Raw genomic sequence first — 17,514 nt, forward strand, 5'->3', positions numbered from 1 at the left:
TTTATTTAATTGCCCAAATTACATCTGCTTTTACAATGTTATTTTTATGTGTAAAACTATATAAATTAGAAATATCAAATTTACATAAATAAGTTGATATTATTTGTTGTAACCAACTAAGCTCCGATTTTAATTTCCAATGTTTATTTTCATCCTCATAATTAACCAATACAATAAAAATTCTATTACTAAAGTGTTTTCGCTGCTGCTGACTTTGATTTTGATACAACCACTCTATAAGTTCATTCTTATGTTCAATCGCATAAGGAACAGATTTATTAAAACCTTTTGGAAAAACAGTTGTTTTATGGTCAAATGGTATTTCATCAATAAAAAAATCAGTGAATTTATCTTTTAAATTAGGATAAGGTTTTACAATTTCATGTTCACAAAAGAAATATTCTACAGCAGTCGCAGACCAGAAATTGAACCAGCGATTTAGTGCATAGTTTTTTAAATCATTGTATTTAGAATTGTCTTTAAATTTAGTTTCAATTTCTAACAAAACAGTCTCAAATGAATTTATTTTGTAAATAAAATTAGTTTGTTTGTCAAAATCATCTGCTTGTTTTCTTCCCCAAAAATATTCAAATTCTACTCTTTTTTTAAGTTCTTTCTCTAGCAAAAGGTACTTCATAAATTCTACAAAAATTTTCGCTCAATTAAACTTATTAAACGCTCTTCATACTCCTGTTTAGTGCTCCAATCATAATCTGGTTTTACCATTTTTTTAATAAAAGTTTTTGCTTCATTTTCACTTTTAAAAGTGTTTAACTGTGACAATACTCGGTTAAAATCGCCTTGATCACCTTCAAATAAGTGTTTTACAAATGCTATTCTATCATTTAATTCTACTTGTAAATTATTTTTAAACAACGTATCATTTAACGATTTTTTATAGCTCTCTGGAATTTCTTCAACTACTGGATTTTCTTTTGTTACTCTTTCAAAAAGCTCCGTAGCAACATCAGAAGAAATGGCATCTTTTAATTCTTCTTCTAACGTGCTTTGAATAGAAGGAATATCGTGTTCATCATTTTTCGATAAGGTATCTTCAATTCCAAAAATTTCTTCAACCTGCTCTTGAGAAATAACTTTTTTTGGACTCATTTCGTCCGAAGAAGGAAAAGAGATTGCCGTGATATCTTTTTCTATACTCTCCTTAATTGGTTCAATTTTACCAACAATTTCTTTTGAAAAAACTTCATTTTCAGCAACATTGTTCATATTTGAATCAACAAACTTTAAAACGGTTAATTTTTCATACAATTCTTGTGATTTATTGTGTAATTCAACAATATCATCACTATTTTTCATTTCTAAAATACTGTGCGCCAGACTTACTAATTGGGCTTTTAATTTTTTGTGCATAAGTTGAACTATTAAATGATTTTTGATGTATATTTTTTAATAAATTTGTATGAAATCAAAACGAATGTACTACTATTTTTTAGTGCATTTAGATAACATAAAAAAATACGATAACCTTTCAAGCGTGAAATTACAAAATGTTTCTTGAAAATACAGTAAATCATAACGAACAATTTGGATGGATTGAAGTTGTTTGCGGATCCATGTTTTCTGGCAAAACAGAAGAGCTAATTCGTAGATTAAAACGTGCACAGTTTGCCAAACAAAAAATTGAGATCTTTAAGCCTGCTATTGATACTCGATATGATGAAGAAATGGTAGTTTCACATGATTCAAATGAAATTAGATCTACGCCCGTGCCGTCTTCTTCTAATATTCTAATCTTAGCTGCAGGAGTGGATGTTGTTGGAATTGATGAAGCACAATTTTTTGATGATGGTATTGTTGCTGTCTGTAATGAACTTGCGAATCGTGGAATACGAGTTATTGTTGCAGGGTTAGATATGGACTTTAAAGGTAATCCTTTTGGGCCTATGCCCGCGCTAATGGCAACTGCTGAATATGTGACAAAAGTGCATGCTGTTTGTACAAGAACTGGTAATTTGGCACACTATAGCCATAGAACTGCTGCGGGTGATGAATTGGTATTACTTGGTGAAACTCAAGAATATGAACCTTTGAGCCGTGCAGCATATTATAAAGCCATAAAAGAAGAAACGCAACAAAAAAAAGTTGACCAAAATACAGATGAAAAATAATCATGTTACTACACTTGATTTACATTTAAATGCCATTGATTTTAATTTCAATTATTTTAAATCTAAACTTCATAGTACTACAAAAATTTTAGTTGTTATTAAGGCGTTTGGGTATGGAACTAGTGCTATTGAAATTGCCAAACACTTAGAACAAAAAGTTGACTATTTTGCTGTTGCATATGCCAATGAAGGAATAGCTCTTAGAAATGCAGGGATTGAAACTCCAATTTTAGTACTACATCCTCAAAAAAATAACCTTAAAAAAATAATTGATTTTTGCTTAGAACCAAATATATATTCAATCAATATTTTAAAGGCTTTTATTGAAATTTCCAAAGAATTGAAGGTTCAAAATTATCCTATTCATATAAAATTTAATACAGGTTTAAACAGATTAGGATTTACCGAAAAAAATATTTCTGAAATAGTTTCTTTAATAAAACCTCAAAAAGAGGTTACCATAACTTCTGTTTTTTCACATATTGCTGCCAGTGAAGATTTAAATGAACGAGAATTTACCTTACAACAAATAACTACTTTTAAAAAGGTATCTTCAATATTAATAAATCAAATACCATCAACTCCTTTTAAACATATGTTAAACACTTCAGGAATAATTAATTATGCTTCTGAAGCGCAATTTGATATGGTTCGCTTAGGTATTGGTTTGTATGGTTTTGGAAATAGTAAAAATGAAACTTCTAAATTAAAAAATGTAGTAGTTTTAAAATCAATTATTTCTCAAATTCATACCATTAAAAAAGGTGAAACTGTAGGATACAATCGTGCTTATAAAGCTACTTCGACCGTAAAAACAGCAACTATTCCTATTGGGCATGCCGATGGTATTTCTAGACAACTTAGCAATGGAGTTGGCTACGTGTATATCAACAATCAAAAAGCTTATATTGTTGGAAATGTTTGTATGGATATGATTATGGTTAATATTACTGAAATTAATTGTAATGAAGGCGATGAAGTTCTAGTTTACAAAAACCAACAACATATAGAATCTCTGGCAAAAGCCATACATACAATTCCTTATGAATTATTAACGGCTATTTCACAACGAGTTGGAAGAGTGTTAAAATAATGTTAATATTATCTATTTTTTTGTTATCTTCGCTTTTGTATTAATCAATTAAAAGAACTTAAAATGGGAATGTTAAAAGAATTTAAAGATTTTGCAATGAAGGGAAACCTTGTTGACATTGCAGTTGGTTTTGTAATGGGTGCTGCATTTAAAGCTGTAGTTACTTCATTTACAGGAGGAATAGTATCTCCGCTAGTTGGTCTAATTTTCAATTCAGACTTCAAAGATTTAAAGTACGTAGTAAAAGATGGTGTAGCCGATGAAGCAGGTAAAGTTGTTGGTGAGGTTGCTGTACTTTATGGTGATTTTATTACTAATATTATTGACTTTGTTATTGTTGCATTTGTAATGTTTATGGTAATTAAAGGAATAAATAAAACCAAAAAGAAAGAAGAGCCAGCTCCTGAAGCTCCAAAAGGTCCTTCTCAAGAAGATTTATTAACTGAAATTAGAGATTTATTATCTAAAAAGTAAACCAAACTTTATTCAGTAAACTAAAAGGCTTGCATCTGCAAGCCTTTTTTTATTTCTCTTTTTTAGTTTCGTAAACCTCTGCAATCGTTGGTGAGTTTTTGTTTTCTTTAATTAAGATAAGCTCATCACATGCTTTTACTTTTCCTCTTTGAAGCACCTTAAAGTAAACCCCACATTTTGTTGAATTCCAAAATTGTTTTACCACTTTTTGGGTCCCAAAAACTAAACCTAATTTCATACAAGGTTGTCTAGACTTAGAAACTTGTATAATAGCTTCACCCAATTTATAGGTATTTCCTACTTTTATATTTGTTTCTTCAAGATTTGAAATGGTTAAATTTTCACCAAACATTCCAAATCTCCAATCTAAGTTTGGATATAATTTTTTCCAATACTCATAATGATATTCAGAATATGCATAGACTGCTTGATCTATTCCTCCATGATATTTTCTATCAACTACAGCATCATTAACTACATCTTCCTCTCCTAATAAAAGTTCATCCACTGGAAATTTAAAAATGCCTGTTTCAACTATTCTACCCTTATAATCAATGGCTTTTTTTTCTCCAATATTTACTGATACTACTTTCATTTTACTTTAAATTTTGAAAGTTCATTCGCAATTTTTCTATCGTTAGCAAGTCTTGGAACTTTGTTTTGCCCACCTAATTTTCCAACAGATTTCATATATGCATTAAAACCGCCTTTTTCAATTACTGTAATTTTTAGCGGCTGCAATATTTTTCCTGCAATTAAATCTAAGTAGTACATGTTTTGTTGTTGCATGGAAGCATCAAGATGAGTTGCAAATTCTTCCAAATTTTCTGGTATATTTTCAAATTCAATAAGCCATTCATGGTATGGCAACCCTTCTGTAGGAGTAATTTGAGGTGCTACTGTAAATTCAGAAATACCAATTGCAGTATTCACTGTATTCTCCTGCATTGCGTGTTCAACTTCTTTACCAATAACATGTTCTCCAAAAGCTGAAATAAAGTGTTTTATTCTACCTGTTACAATAATTCTAGGCGGATTTACAGAAACAAATTCTACAGTATCTCCAATATTATAACCCCATAGACCCGCATTTGTATTTAAAATAAGCACATAATTTACACCTACTTTAACATCAGCTAAAGAAAGTCTTTTTGGATTTTCACTAAAGAATTCTTCAGAAGGAATAAATTCATAAAACATTCCATTATCAACCAACAACATCATTCCCTTTTCTGCTTGTGAATCTTGGTATGCAATAAAACCTTCGGAAGCTGGATACAATTCAATTGTATCTACTTTTCTTCCAATTAAATCATCAAACTTGTTTCTATAGGGCTCAAAATTTACACCTCCATAAACAAACAAATTAAAGTTTGGGAAAACTTCTCCAACTTTTTTTCCTGTTCTTTCTATAATTTTTTCAAAATACATTTGAACCCAAGAAGGAATTCCACTTATTAGTGTCATATTTTCATTGATTGTTTCACTAACAATAGCGTCAACTTTAGTTTCCCAATCTTCAATGCAGTTTGTTTCCCAACTTGGCAAGCGATTTTTTAACAAATAATTAGGAATAAAATGTGCAGAAATACCCGAAAGACGACCTGTTTTTATACCATTTTTTTCACCTAGCTCTGGACTTCCTTGTAAAAAAATCATTTTTCCGTTTACAAAATCGGTTTTGCTAGTTTCAGCAATATACAGTAATAATGAATTTCTAGCCGCGCTAATATGCATTGGCATAGATTCTTTTGTAAGTGGAATGTATTTTGCACCAGAAGTTGTACCCGATGTTTTCGCAAAATACAAGGGTTTGCCTTTCCATAATATATCAGGTTTCCCGTCTACAACTTTCTCAACATATGGCTTAAGCGCTTCATAATCTCGAATTGGAACTTGATTTTTAAAATCGGAGTACGAATTAATTTTTTCAAAGTTATGGTCTTTTCCAAAAGCTGTATGTTCAGCTTCTGAAATTAATTGTTTAAAAATAGTTTGTTGAACTTTTACTGCATTTTTACTCTGCTTGTAAAATTTTCCTGCAATATATTTTGCAAATGGTTTTGCTAAAATTGATTTAATACTCATATTTTATTCAAAATCGATATAATTAGTTGGGTCAACTGGATAACCTTCATTCCATAACTCGAAGTGCAAATGAGGACCTGTGCTATATTCACCAGAGTTCCCTGCCGAAGCTATTACCTCTCCAGATTTTACTAAATCTCCTTGACGCTTATGCAATGTTGAATTGTGTTTGTAAATAGATATAAACCCGCCTGCATGTTTTACAATAATAACATTCCCTGTGTTTGCCGTCCACTCAGCAAAAATTACAGTTCCATCAGCAACAGATTTTACAGGAGTTCCCATTTCTACAGCAATATCAACTGCGAAATGTTTGGTTTCCAAATTATACCCATCACTTAACGTTCCTACAACAGGTGCAAAAAAAACAATATCAACATCTTTTGTCGCTTGTTCAAAAATGCTATACCTATCAGCTAGTTCGATTTCTTGTCGAAACTCTAAATCTAATTGCGAGGGCTCTAAGCTCATTGTATCTTTGTCATACTGAATAGCTTGTAAAATTGAATCCTTATCAAAATGATCTTCAGAGATTTCACCTGTTAATAAAGCTCTTACCCTTTGAATATATAAATTATTTACCTCTAAAACCTGTTCTAAAGAATCAGCTTTGTAAACCAATTTTGTGGCATCTTTTTTTAATTTAGTTGAGGAATAACCTGGAATATATTCTCTTAAAGGGGTAAAAGCAATTAAAAAAATGGTTCCAACAATTAAAAATATAGAAAAAACACTTCCTAAAATAAATACGTTTAATCTGGTTAATTTAAAGGATAATTTTTCTTCAAAAGTATCCTCGTTTAAAACTACTAAACGATATTTATGAATTAACTTTTTTCTGAATTTTCCTTTATTTTGAGGTTTGTTAGCCATAATTATGAATGAAACAAATATACAACGAATTTTTATTTAAATCATTTCAAATAACTTAAGTACCCATGTTAAAAATAAGCCAATTTTAACTTTTATAAAAGTTCATTTCGTCTATATAATTCCAAACACTAGCAGGTAACATAGTACTTATATCTTTCTTCTCATAAATTGCTTTCCTTATAAAGGTTGAAGAAATTTGCACTATAGGTGCGTTCACTTTATGTACTTTTTTATGATTTGAAAACCTGCTTTCAGTTTGCTCTTTAGAAATTCTTGGATACACATACAACTCATAATTTTGAAGAATGGTTTGATAGTTTTTCCATTTGTGAAAACCTTTTAAATTATCTTCACCCATAATTAAACAAAATTGTTTTTCGGGATATTTCTCCTCAATATATGCCAACGTATTTATAGTATAATTGGGTTGAGGAAGATTAAATTCTATGTCAGATGTTTTTAGTTTCGGATAATTTTCAACAGCGATATTTGCAATTGATAATCTATGATGGTTGCTGAGCATAGACATTTTTTGTTTAAAAGGACTTTGAGGCGTTATTACAAACCAAACCTCATCTAAATCAGAAAATTCAACTATATAATTTGCAATAATCATATGACCAATATGAATTGGATTAAAAGTACCAAAAAATAACCCTACTTTCATTTAGTTTATAAAGTTTTTAACTAATTCATATGCATTATTTTTTGCTGTATCTAAATCATTATTAACTAAAATAACATCAAAATCATCTGCATATTTCAATTCTTTTTCAGCTTTTGCAACGCGTTCTTTTATTTTTTCTTCACTGTCTGTTTGTCTATTTCTAAGTCGGCGCTCCATCTCTTCAATTGATGGAGGTTGAACAAAAACAGCCAAAGTTTTTGTTGGAAACTGACTTTTTATACTTAAGCCTCCAACTACATCAATATCAAAAATTACATGTTTACCTAATTCCCAAATACGTTCTACTTCTTTTTTTAAAGTTCCATAAAAGTTATTGGTGTATACTTCTTCCCATTCAATAAAATCTTGATTATTTATATGTTTTTTAAAATCTCTTAACGACATAAAATAATAATCTTCTCCATGAACTTCTGTACCTCTTTTATCACGAGAAGTTGCAGAAATAGAAAAATCTAAATTTAATTCAGGCTGTTGTAATAAATGATGTACAATTGTTGTTTTTCCTGAACCAGAAGGGGCCGAAAAAACAATTAATTTCCCTTTCTTTTTTGCTGACATACGTTGCTATAATACGTTCAAATTTTGTTCTTTAATTTTTTCTAGTTCATCTTTCATTTGAACTACTAATTTTTGCATATCTGCAAAGTTAGATTTAGAACCAATAGTATTAATTTCTCTTCCCATTTCTTGCGTAATAAACCCTAGTTTTTTACCATTAGAAGTTGTCTCGTTTAATTCTTTTGTGAAATAATCTAAATGATTTTTTAAACGAACTTTTTCTTCTGTAATGTCTAATTTTTCAATGTAATAAATTAGCTCTTGTTCAAATCTACTTTCATCAATCTTTGCAGCTAATTCATCAATTGCTTTTTTAATTTTATCTTCAACATGTGTAATTCGTTTTGGATCAACTTCAATTACTTTATCAAGTAACAATTCTATATTTGAAATACGCAACACAAAATCAGTATGCAACGATTTTCCTTCATCCGTTCTGTACAAAATAATTTTATCTATAGCCTGAATTATTCCTTTTTCAATTTGCAACCACTCTTGTTCATCTAGTTCCTCTCTTTCAGTTTTTAAAGCATCTGGCAAACGAACCGCCATTTTTAGCAATTCTATTTCATCAGAATCAACAATTTCTTTCAACTGTTTCATGTATTCTTTAACCGCATTCTGATTAATTTTTGATGAAACTTCACCTCCGTTATTTTCAATATAAATTGAAAAATCAATTTTACCTCTTACTAATGATGATGCAAGTTTTTTTCTAATATTTAACTCTTTTTCTTTATAATAATTAGGAATTCTAACATTTACATCTAAGTTTTTACTGTTTAACGATTTCAGCTCAATCGTAATTTTTTTAGTAGGAAGCTGTATAACGGTTTTACCGTATCCGGTCATTGATTGTATCATCTAATTCTAAAATTTTAGCAAATTTACGGATTTTATAAATAGTATTTAATATAGTACTTTTACATTTCTTAAATCTATATTTTGAGCAAAGAAAAACACCTTTTAGTGATTAGATTATCCGCAATGGGAGATGTTGCCATGACAGTCCCCGTGCTTAGAGCTTTTATAAAACAGCACCCATCCACAAAAATAACAGTTTTATCAAAAGGTTTTTTAAAACCACTTTTTTCTGATTTAAAAAATGTTACTTTTTATACTGCTGATGTTAACGGAAAACACAAAGGGGTTTTTGGAATATTCAAACTTTTTAAAGAATTAAGAGGTTTGAATATTAGCGCCGTTGCAGACTTGCATAATGTGCTACGATCTAAAATTTTATGCACATTTTTTAAACTCTCATTTATAAAAGTTGCCACTATTGATAAAGGGCGAAAAGAAAAAAAAGCATTAACAAGCACCAAAAACAAAGTTTTAAAACAATTAAGAACTACTCATGAACGCTATGCTGATGTTTTTAGAAGTTTGAATTTTAAATTAGATATTTCTAAACCAGAGTTTCCTTCAAAATCTGAACTATCAAAAAGTGTTGTAGCTATTACAAATGTTAAAAAAAAGAAATGGATAGGTATTGCTCCTTTTGCTCAATATAGCTCAAAAATGTACCCGTTAGATTTAATGGAAAAAGTAATTTCAGAATTATCAAAAGAAAAAGATATATCAATATTTTTGTTTGGTGGTGGTACTAAAGAAGTCAAAATTTTAGAAAAAATAGCCAATAAATATATCAATACAATTAATGTTGCTGGTAAAATAAAGCTAACCGAAGAATTAAACTTAATTTCTAATTTAGATGTTATGCTTAGTATGGATTCTGGAAATGCTCATTTTGCAGCAATGTTTGGTATTAACACCTTAACCCTTTGGGGAATAACACATCCTTACACAGGGTTTGCACCGTTTAACCAACCCTTTAAAAATGCAATTTTACCAGATTTAGTGACCTATCCAAATATTCCTTGTTCTATTTATGGTAATAAAGTTTGTGACGGATATAATGATGTAATGCGAAGTATTTCTCCAAAGTTTGTTGTGGAAAAAGTATTAGAATCTATTTGATAAAAAAGACTTGCGTATTGCAAGCCTTTTTTTACAGTCTTAACTACTTTAATCTTTCAATGCTGGAATTCTTAGCACTTGACCTGGATAAATTTTATCAGGATCTGTCAACATTGGTTTATTTGCTTCAAAAATCACAGGATATTTCATCGCATTTCCATAGTATTTTTTTGCAATTTTACTTAAATAATCTCCTTTTACAACAGTATGAAATTGAGCTTCTGGCTCTTGAATTTCAACAGTCATTCTATCATCTACTGACGCTATTCCTGCAGTGTTTCCAATTACTAATACAACTTTTTCACGTGTTTCTTGTGAATTTGCTTGCCCCCAAACAGTTGCACTATCTCCACTGACTTCAATGTTCAAATCTAAAACTTTAAATCCTAAAGTTTCAACAGCATTTGTTAATTTACTTGCTTTTTCTCTAGCTGCTTCAGCAGATTCTTCTTCAGTAGTTTTTCCAATTCCAAAAACTTTTGCTCCTGCATTCTTAATAAACGAAAATAATCCCATAATACTTAATTTTATATTTTTAAATTAGAAATTAAAGATACAAAAATTAACCTGAATATCTAACTGAATTTATGATATTAATGTGCTATTTTTGTATAAAATAATTAAATATGATTGTTAAAACTTTAGATGCTAAAAATTCTATATTAAATAAATTTATTGCTGAAATTAGAGATGTAACTATCCAAAAAGATAGCATGCGCTTTAGAAAAAATATAGAACGTATTGGTGAAATTTTAGCGTACGAAATAAGTCAATCTTTAGTTTATGAAAATAAGGTAGTGACTACACCTTTGGGAACTAAAATAGTATCAATTCCAAAAAGTGATATTGTTTTATGTTCTATTTTAAGAGCGGGCTTGCCATTACATAATGGACTTTTAAATTATTTTGATGATGCAGAAAATGCATTTATTTCAGCCTATAGAAACCATATAAACGAAACTGAATTTGAAATTAAAGTTGAATATTTTGCTTCACCTAATTTAGATGGTAAAACATTAATTTTAGCTGACCCTATGTTAGCAACTGGTCAATCAATTGTAAGCGTTTATGAAGGTTTGAAAAAGCATGGAACTCCAAAAGAAATTATTTTAGCCTGTGTAATTGGATCAAATGAAGGCATTAAATTACTTGAAAAACAATTTCCGAGTAGCACAAAACTATGGATTGCTACCGTAGATAATAAACTGAACGACAAAGGATATATTGTTCCTGGGTTAGGAGATGCTGGTGATTTAGCTTTTGGTGAAAAATTATAAAAAATTAACAATAACAGCTAGCATCAAAAACAAGTATAGAATTAAATTTTTAAATGTTTTAGATTTGGTTTTTTGCAAAAAATTAGTGACAAGTATTGCTAAAGGGAATATCAAATAAAAAAATTCTGTTCCATTTTTAATTGGTGCCATTATAATAACAAGTACCGTTATTATTAAATGATTTAATAATAAAATCCAAGAAAACTTTAAATAATTACTCACCAAAATAATTTTTGGTGTTGCTATAGCTATAGCCCATAATAAAATTGTAATTAAAAATGTAATAGGTATTAAAAATTTAAAAGAATTATATATTAAAAAACTAAAATTTACGCTATAATCAAAGCTATTATAGAATATCTCAAGATTATCAAAATAAAAACTATATGAGAAATAAATAAAAATAGGAGTTGTAAATCCAATTAAAGGAATGAACAAATTTTTATAATTTAATTTATTATAAATTACAATTGCAATAAAAATTAAAAGTAAATAAAGGATACTCCAAAAATAGATAATTGTAGAAATACCAATCCAAAAGGAAGCGTCAAAAAGTTTTAATTTTGTATTAATACCACTTCGTAAGCTATAAATTTTTCTAAAACTTAATAGTAATAGTATATTAGAAAAAAGTATGCTATAAGAGAAAAAAACTTCAGGAAAAATTCCTAAAACAGTTACAGCAATAAACAACGCAAAAGTATTATCTTTTGTCAATTTATTTTTTTCAATTATAAATTTTAAAATAATAAAATATAAATTATAGAGAAAAAAAAGAGCTAAATTTTTAAAAATAAAAGCTATTGAAAAAACTTCTGGTTGCCTATTAAAAATTGCAACCATATACATGAAAAAAAGTAAAATAGTTATACTAAAAATTTTAATTGGCTTTGAATTATTAAAAAAATTTGCAATCATTACTATATTTTATACTTTTGCCTGTAAATATAAATAAGATATGATTGCAAACAATATTTTTAAAGCAATAGGTGATTTTTTTACAAACGTTTTATTTCAACCTTACCATGCTTTAAGGTCAATGGACAATTGGTGGTTACAAAGCACCATAAGTTGGATATTTATTGCTATTACTTTTGTGGCTTTCTTTTACTGGCTAGGAGAATTAAAAAAATATAAGAAAGCTGGAAACGAGTAGTTTCCCATTTTAATTTCATTTTCAATTCTTTTTTAAAACTCAAAATCTGTGGGGAGTAAGAATAAACTTAAAAGATTTCGTGAAAACGAAACATTCTCTAATGTAATTCAACCTGCACGAGAGGAGCTACTAAAAGGCTCACAATTAAAAGGAAATTGGCACAATCATTTTAATAACAACAATCCTATTGTATTGGAATTAGGTTGTGGAAAAGGGGAATATACCATTGATTTAGCAAGAAAAAATTCAACTATAAATTATATTGGTATTGACTTAAAAGGAGCTCGTTTTTGGCGTGGTGCCAAAACAGCTTTAGAAGAAAATTTGACTAATGTTGCTTTTATAAGAACTCAAATAGAGCTCATCGATTTACTTTTTAGTAAAAATGAAGTATCTGAAATTTGGATTACTTTTCCCGATCCTCAAATAAAATATACCCGTACAAAACATCGACTAACAAATACTGACTTTTTAAAAAAATACCATTATATTCTTAAATCTGAAGGCTTCGTAAATTTAAAAACTGACAGTGAATTTATGCACGGTTATACTTTAGGCTTATTACACGGAGAAGGTCATGAAATTATATATGCACATCACAATATTTATAAAAATCCGCATGCCCCAGTTGAAGTTACCTCAACACAAACCTTTTATGAAAGTCAATATTTAGAAAAAGGAAAACCTATTACTTATATTAAATTTAAAATTCGATATTAAATCATTATTTTTATTGAATGAAACAGTCAGAAAACTTTTTTGAAAAAGTTTATGAAGTTGCTAAATTAATTCCCTTCGGAAGAGTAACTAGTTATGGTGCCATAGCGAAATATTTAGGAACTGCTAGATCTGCTCGAATGGTTGGCTGGGCTATGAATGCTTCACATTCTAATCAGGATATTCCCGCACACAGAGTTGTAAATAGAAATGGGCTATTAACAGGAAAACTTCATTTTGATGGTACTAATTTAATGCAACAATTATTAGAAAACGAAGGGATTACCATCAAAGAAAATCAAGTCCAAAATTTTAAAGAACACTTTTGGGATCCATATATTGAATTGAACAAAAAATAATATTCTCCGCTTTGTAACACCCTCTACATTTCTTTTTAATAGGTTTTTTTTTATATCCGATTGAACTCTGTATATTTGTTGTTTAGAATGATTTTAGATAAACAATTATGGCATTTAGTAAAAAAGATATAACAAAAGTACTTGAAACTATTACTGCACCAGGTGAAGGTAAAAGTTTAATTGAAAGCGGATCGGTAAAAAATATTGTAGTTTTCGATAAAGAGGTAGTCGTAGATGTTACCATTAGTAATCCTACATTACAGGCAAAAAAGAAAATCGAAATAGAAATCATGAAAGCTATTCATGAGCAAATTGATCAAAAAATTGATGTAAAGGTAAATGTTTCAGCAGTTGTTCCTGTAAAAGAAGTTGAAGCTAAAGAAAACTCAATTCCTGGAATTAAAAATATTATCGCTGTTGCTTCTGGTAAAGGTGGAGTTGGAAAATCTACTATTACAGCAAACCTTGCAGTTTCTTTACAAAAAATGGGGTTCAAAGTTGGTATTTTAGATGCTGATGTTTATGGGCCTTCTATTCATTTAATGTTTGATGTTGCTGATGCAAAACCTCTTTCAGTTGAAATTGATGGTCGTGCTAAAATGCAACCTGTTGAAAGTTATGGTGTAAAAATCTTATCATTAGGGTTTTTTACTGATGCAAATCAAGCTGTAATTTGGCGTGGAGCTATTGCCTCTAAAGCATTAAATCAAATGATTTTTGACTCTCATTGGGGAGAATTAGATTTTCTATTAATTGATTTACCTCCAGGAACTGGTGATATTCATTTATCAATAGTACAAGCAGTTGCAGTTACAGGTGCTGTAATTGTAAGTACTCCTCAAAATATTGCACTAGCTGACGCTAAAAAAGGAGTTGCCATGTTCCAACAAGAGAACATTAATGTACCTGTTTTAGGTATTGTTGAAAATATGAGTTATTTCACACCTGCTGAATTACCAAATAATAAATATTACATTTTTGGTAAAGACGGTGCTAAAAATTTAGCCGAAGATATTGACACTAAATTTTTAGGTGAAGTTCCTTTGGTACAAAGTATTAGAGAAGCTGGTGATGTGGGTCACCCAGTAGCTTTACAAGATAATACACCTTTAGAAAAAGCTTTTTCTGAAATAACAAAAAATACACTTTCCCAATTGGTTAAAAGAAATACAGATTTACCTCCAACTGAAATAGTTAGAATTACAACTATGAGTGGGTGTAGTACTAAATAATAAACGATGAGTACGGAAGAACTTAAAGCAACTGTAGAAATTGCGCTACAAGAAATTAGACCTTATTTAGAGGCTGATGGTGGTAACATTAAATTAGTTGATGTTACAGAAGATACTGTTAGAGTTGAGTTAGAAGGTGCTTGTTTGGGTTGTTCTGTGAATCAAATGACTTTAAAAAATGGAGTTGAAGCTACTATAAAAAGGCATGCACCACAAATTAAAAATGTTATTGAGATTAGTGGAATTTCATTTTAGTTTGATACATATACTTTTTAAAAAGAGCGCAATAGCGCTCTTTTTTGTTTAAAACAAGGATCAAAAAAATATTTCTATATTTGTGAAATATGAAAACAGGTTGGACAGAATTATTACTTCATATTAAATTCTTAATCAAGAGAAATCCTGAGTGAAATTTCTTGTATACTGGTTTTCAATTTTATATCTTATAATTTTGTAACTTTAGTAAGTACATATTATTATAGTTATTTTATATAAATAGCTAAAATCTAAAAACTTTTATATTCCCTTTTGGGGATTCACAAACTAAACAAATAACATATGCCTAGATATTATTCATTAGGTAAAATTCCACCAAAACGTCATACTACTTTTGAAAAACCAACTGGTGGATTATACCAAGAAGAACTTTTTGGTACAGCAGGTTTTGTTGGCATGTCTTCTTTATTATACCACTTAAATCCGCCAACTGTTGTTTCTGAAATTAAGCAACTTAAAAGTGTGACTCCTAAAATAGCCATTGAAAAGAATATGAAAGCGTTAAGTTTTAAAGGATTTTCTTTAAAACCTGAAGTTGATTACTTAGAAAGCAGAAAAACACTATTTGTAAATAACGATTTGCACATTGGTTTGGCTGCTCCTAAAGAATTTTCTTCTTCTTATTTTTACAAAAACGCTGACGCTGACGAAATGATTTTCATTCACGTAGGTTCAGGTACATTAAAAACAATGTATGGAAATATAGAGTTTAAATACGGTGATTATTTAATCATTCCACGAGGGACCATTTATCAAATTGATTTTAATACTGAAGACAATAGACTATTATATGTAGAATCATTCAGCCCAATTGTTACACCAAAACAATATAGAAACAATTTCGGACAACTATTAGAGCATTCTCCTTTTTGTGAGCGGGATTTTAGACTACCGAGCAATTTGCAAACACATGATGAAAAAGGATCTTTTAGAGTTTTAATAAAAAAACAAGGTGTTTTATGGGAATACATGTACAATAATCATCCTTTTGATGTTGTTGGTTGGGACGGTTTTAATTATCCGTATGCGTTTTCAATCCATGATTTTGAACCAATAACGGGTCGAATTCATATGCCTCCACCAATTCATCAAACTTGGGAAGCATCAGGGTTTGTAGTTTGCTCTTTTGTGCCAAGAATGTATGATTACCACCCAAAATCTATTCCGGCTCCATACCATCATAGTAACATTGACTCTGAAGAGATTCTTTATTATGTAGATGGTGATTTTATGAGTAGAAACAATATAGAAAAAGGTCAACTAACACTCCACCCAGGTGGAATTCCACATGGGCCGCATCCGGGGGCAATAGAAAGAAGTGTTGGAAAAAAATTCACTGAAGAATTAGCCGTTATGATCGATCCTTTTAAACCAGTTATGATTACTGAAGAAGCTATAAATTTACAAGTAGATGATTATTACAAATCTTGGATAACAACATAAAACTAAAAAAATGTCAGATTTAAAAAATAAACAGAATTTTAATTACGGACTAGAAAAAATATTTCCTGAAGCCGAAGACTTTTTACCATTGTTAGGAACTGATTACGTAGAACTTTATGTTGGTAACGCCAAACAAGCAGCACATTATTATAAAACAGCATTTGGGTTTCAATCATTAGCATACGCAGGTTTAGAAACTGGACTTACAGATAGAACTAGTTATGTTTTAGTGCAAGACAAAATTCGTTTGGTGCTAACTACACCAATGCCAAATTCAAAAAATAGCGAAATTTTTGAGCATATTTCAACTCATGGCGATGGTGTAAAAGTAGTAGCTCTTTGGGTGGGGGATGCTACAAAAGCGTGGGAAGAAACCACAAAACGTGGTGCTAAATCTTATTTAAAGCCAACAAAAGAAAGTGATGAAAATGGTGAAGTTATTCGTTCAGGAATTCATACGTATGGAGATACTGTTCACATTTTTGTTGAGCGTAAAAATTACAATGGTGTCTTTCTTCCAAAATTTCAAAAATGGGAATCAACTCATAACCCTTCAAATGTGGGCTTGCGATATATAGATCATATGGTTGGAAATGTAGGTTGGAATGAAATGAATGTTTGGGCAAAATTTTATAATGAAGTTATGGGTTTTGCAAACTTAATAACGTTTGATGACAAAGATATTTCAACCCAATATACTGCTCTAATGAGTAAAGTAATGACCAATGGTAATGGTCGTGTAAAATTTCCAATCAACGAACCCGCTGACGGATTGAAAAAATCTCAAATTGAGGAGTATTTAGATTTTTATAGTGGTGCTGGAATTCAACATATTGCTGTAGCCACTAACAATATATTAGAAACAGTAAAAGCTATGACCGAGCGCGGAGTTGAATTTTTATATGTACCAGGCTCTTATTATGATACTGTTTTAGATAGAGTTGGTGATATTGATGAGGATTTAGCTGAATTAAAAGATTTAGGGATTTTAGTTGATAGAGACGATGAAGGATATCTATTGCAAATATTTACAAAACCAGTAACAGATAGACCCACACTATTTTTTGAAATTATCCAAAGAAAAGGAGCACAATCCTTTGGAAAAGGGAACTTTAAAGCCTTGTTTGAAAGTATTGAAGCTGAACAGGAAAGAAGAGGTACGTTATAACTT

At 29.8% G+C, this 17,514-nt stretch carries 21 protein-coding genes; 12 read left to right on the forward strand and 9 right to left on the reverse strand.

Going from position 1 to position 17,514, the window contains the following annotated elements; all coding sequences use genetic code 11:
* Position 1 precedes the first annotated feature (1 nt).
* Together HKP59_RS12130 and HKP59_RS12135 are read right to left on the reverse strand one after the other, a co-directional pair.
* Positions 2 to 637 carry a hypothetical protein gene (locus HKP59_RS12130; protein WP_291807308.1) on the reverse strand — a complete coding sequence of 212 codons (636 nt, stop codon included), beginning with the start codon at positions 635 to 637 and terminating at the stop codon, positions 2 to 4.
* Between the two features lie 5 nt (positions 638 to 642).
* Positions 643 to 1,371 (reverse strand): hypothetical protein, encoded by a 729-nt coding sequence (locus tag HKP59_RS12135; RefSeq protein WP_291807310.1) that lies wholly within the window; start codon positions 1,369 to 1,371, stop codon positions 643 to 645.
* A gap of 137 nt (positions 1,372 to 1,508) precedes the next feature.
* On the opposite strand from HKP59_RS12135, the gene HKP59_RS12140 reads away from it, so the two are divergent.
* From HKP59_RS12140 to mscL, 3 genes are all read left to right on the forward strand, one after another.
* Positions 1,509 to 2,129 (forward strand): thymidine kinase, encoded by a 621-nt coding sequence (locus HKP59_RS12140; RefSeq protein WP_291807312.1) that lies wholly within the window; start codon positions 1,509 to 1,511, stop codon positions 2,127 to 2,129.
* Positions 2,119 to 3,222, forward strand: a complete 1,104-nt coding sequence (gene alr / locus HKP59_RS12145; RefSeq protein WP_291807313.1) for an alanine racemase — start codon at positions 2,119 to 2,121, stop codon at positions 3,220 to 3,222. Before HKP59_RS12140 ends, alr begins: the two co-directional genes overlap by 11 nt.
* A gap of 69 nt (positions 3,223 to 3,291) precedes the next feature.
* On the forward strand, positions 3,292 to 3,696 hold the full coding sequence (mscL, locus tag HKP59_RS12150) for a large-conductance mechanosensitive channel protein MscL (RefSeq protein WP_291807381.1): 405 nt from the start codon (positions 3,292 to 3,294) through the stop codon (positions 3,694 to 3,696).
* A 49-nt stretch (positions 3,697 to 3,745) separates the two neighbouring features.
* Here mscL and HKP59_RS12155 read toward each other — a convergent pair whose 3' ends face one another.
* From HKP59_RS12155 to HKP59_RS12180, 6 genes are all read right to left on the reverse strand, one after another.
* Positions 3,746 to 4,291, reverse strand: a complete 546-nt coding sequence (locus HKP59_RS12155; RefSeq protein ID WP_291807315.1) for an MOSC domain-containing protein — start codon at positions 4,289 to 4,291, stop codon at positions 3,746 to 3,748.
* Complete coding sequence (locus HKP59_RS12160) at positions 4,288 to 5,784, reverse strand: GH3 auxin-responsive promoter family protein (protein ID WP_291807317.1); 1,497 nt, start codon at positions 5,782 to 5,784, stop codon at positions 4,288 to 4,290. Before HKP59_RS12160 ends, HKP59_RS12155 begins: the two co-directional genes overlap by 4 nt.
* 3 nt (positions 5,785 to 5,787) lie before the next feature.
* The gene (locus tag HKP59_RS12165; RefSeq protein WP_291807319.1) at positions 5,788 to 6,657 is read right to left on the reverse strand and encodes a M23 family metallopeptidase; all 870 of its coding nucleotides are present in this window, start codon (positions 6,655 to 6,657) and stop codon (positions 5,788 to 5,790) included.
* 85 nt (positions 6,658 to 6,742) lie between these two features.
* Complete coding sequence (gene nadD, locus HKP59_RS12170; protein ID WP_291807322.1) at positions 6,743 to 7,324, reverse strand: nicotinate (nicotinamide) nucleotide adenylyltransferase; 582 nt, start codon at positions 7,322 to 7,324, stop codon at positions 6,743 to 6,745.
* Positions 7,325 to 7,903, reverse strand: coding sequence for a guanylate kinase (gene gmk / locus HKP59_RS12175; protein WP_291807325.1), 579 nt, complete (start codon positions 7,901 to 7,903; stop codon positions 7,325 to 7,327).
* Between the two features lie 6 nt (positions 7,904 to 7,909).
* On the reverse strand, positions 7,910 to 8,767 hold the full coding sequence (locus tag HKP59_RS12180; protein WP_291807327.1) for a YicC/YloC family endoribonuclease: 858 nt from the start codon (positions 8,765 to 8,767) through the stop codon (positions 7,910 to 7,912).
* A gap of 81 nt (positions 8,768 to 8,848) precedes the next feature.
* Between HKP59_RS12180 and HKP59_RS12185 the strand changes: the two genes are divergently transcribed.
* Positions 8,849 to 9,883, forward strand: coding sequence for a glycosyltransferase family 9 protein (locus HKP59_RS12185; RefSeq protein WP_291807330.1), 1,035 nt, complete (start codon positions 8,849 to 8,851; stop codon positions 9,881 to 9,883).
* Positions 9,884 to 9,931: 48 nt separating this feature from the next.
* On the opposite strand, the gene lysM is transcribed toward HKP59_RS12185, so the two are convergent.
* Entirely contained in the window at positions 9,932 to 10,399 is a 468-nt protein-coding gene (gene lysM, locus HKP59_RS12190; protein ID WP_291807332.1) for a peptidoglycan-binding protein LysM, read from the reverse strand.
* A gap of 110 nt (positions 10,400 to 10,509) precedes the next feature.
* Between lysM and upp the strand changes: the two genes are divergently transcribed.
* The 8 genes from upp to hppD all read left to right on the forward strand — a co-directional run bounded on the left by upp (position 10,510) and on the right by hppD (position 17,511).
* Positions 10,510 to 11,160: a uracil phosphoribosyltransferase gene (gene upp / locus HKP59_RS12195; RefSeq protein ID WP_291807335.1), complete on the forward strand. Its 651-nt coding sequence runs from the start codon at positions 10,510 to 10,512 to the stop codon at positions 11,158 to 11,160.
* Between the two features lie 958 nt (positions 11,161 to 12,118).
* Positions 12,119 to 12,316 carry a uracil phosphoribosyltransferase gene (locus HKP59_RS12200; RefSeq protein ID WP_291807338.1) on the forward strand — a complete coding sequence of 66 codons (198 nt, stop codon included), beginning with the start codon at positions 12,119 to 12,121 and terminating at the stop codon, positions 12,314 to 12,316.
* A 48-nt stretch (positions 12,317 to 12,364) separates the two neighbouring features.
* On the forward strand, positions 12,365 to 13,036 hold the full coding sequence (gene trmB / locus HKP59_RS12205) for a tRNA (guanosine(46)-N7)-methyltransferase TrmB (RefSeq protein ID WP_291807341.1): 672 nt from the start codon (positions 12,365 to 12,367) through the stop codon (positions 13,034 to 13,036).
* Between the two features lie 17 nt (positions 13,037 to 13,053).
* Positions 13,054 to 13,392, forward strand: coding sequence for an MGMT family protein (locus HKP59_RS12210; RefSeq protein ID WP_291807344.1), 339 nt, complete (start codon positions 13,054 to 13,056; stop codon positions 13,390 to 13,392).
* 107 nt (positions 13,393 to 13,499) lie between these two features.
* A complete protein-coding gene (locus HKP59_RS12215; RefSeq protein ID WP_291807347.1) occupies positions 13,500 to 14,624 on the forward strand; it encodes an Mrp/NBP35 family ATP-binding protein in 1,125 nt (374 codons plus the stop codon).
* A gap of 6 nt (positions 14,625 to 14,630) precedes the next feature.
* Positions 14,631 to 14,879: a NifU family protein gene (locus HKP59_RS12220; RefSeq protein WP_291807350.1), complete on the forward strand. Its 249-nt coding sequence runs from the start codon at positions 14,631 to 14,633 to the stop codon at positions 14,877 to 14,879.
* 303 nt (positions 14,880 to 15,182) lie between these two features.
* Entirely contained in the window at positions 15,183 to 16,343 is a 1,161-nt protein-coding gene (locus HKP59_RS12225; protein WP_291807353.1) for a homogentisate 1,2-dioxygenase, read from the forward strand.
* Between the two features lie 10 nt (positions 16,344 to 16,353).
* Positions 16,354 to 17,511, forward strand: a complete 1,158-nt coding sequence (gene hppD / locus HKP59_RS12230; RefSeq protein ID WP_291807356.1) for a 4-hydroxyphenylpyruvate dioxygenase — start codon at positions 16,354 to 16,356, stop codon at positions 17,509 to 17,511.
* Positions 17,512 to 17,514: the final 3 nt, after the last annotated feature.

This window comes from Lutibacter sp., from assembly GCF_013041805.1.
Taxonomy (GTDB): domain Bacteria; phylum Bacteroidota; class Bacteroidia; order Flavobacteriales; family Flavobacteriaceae; genus Lutibacter.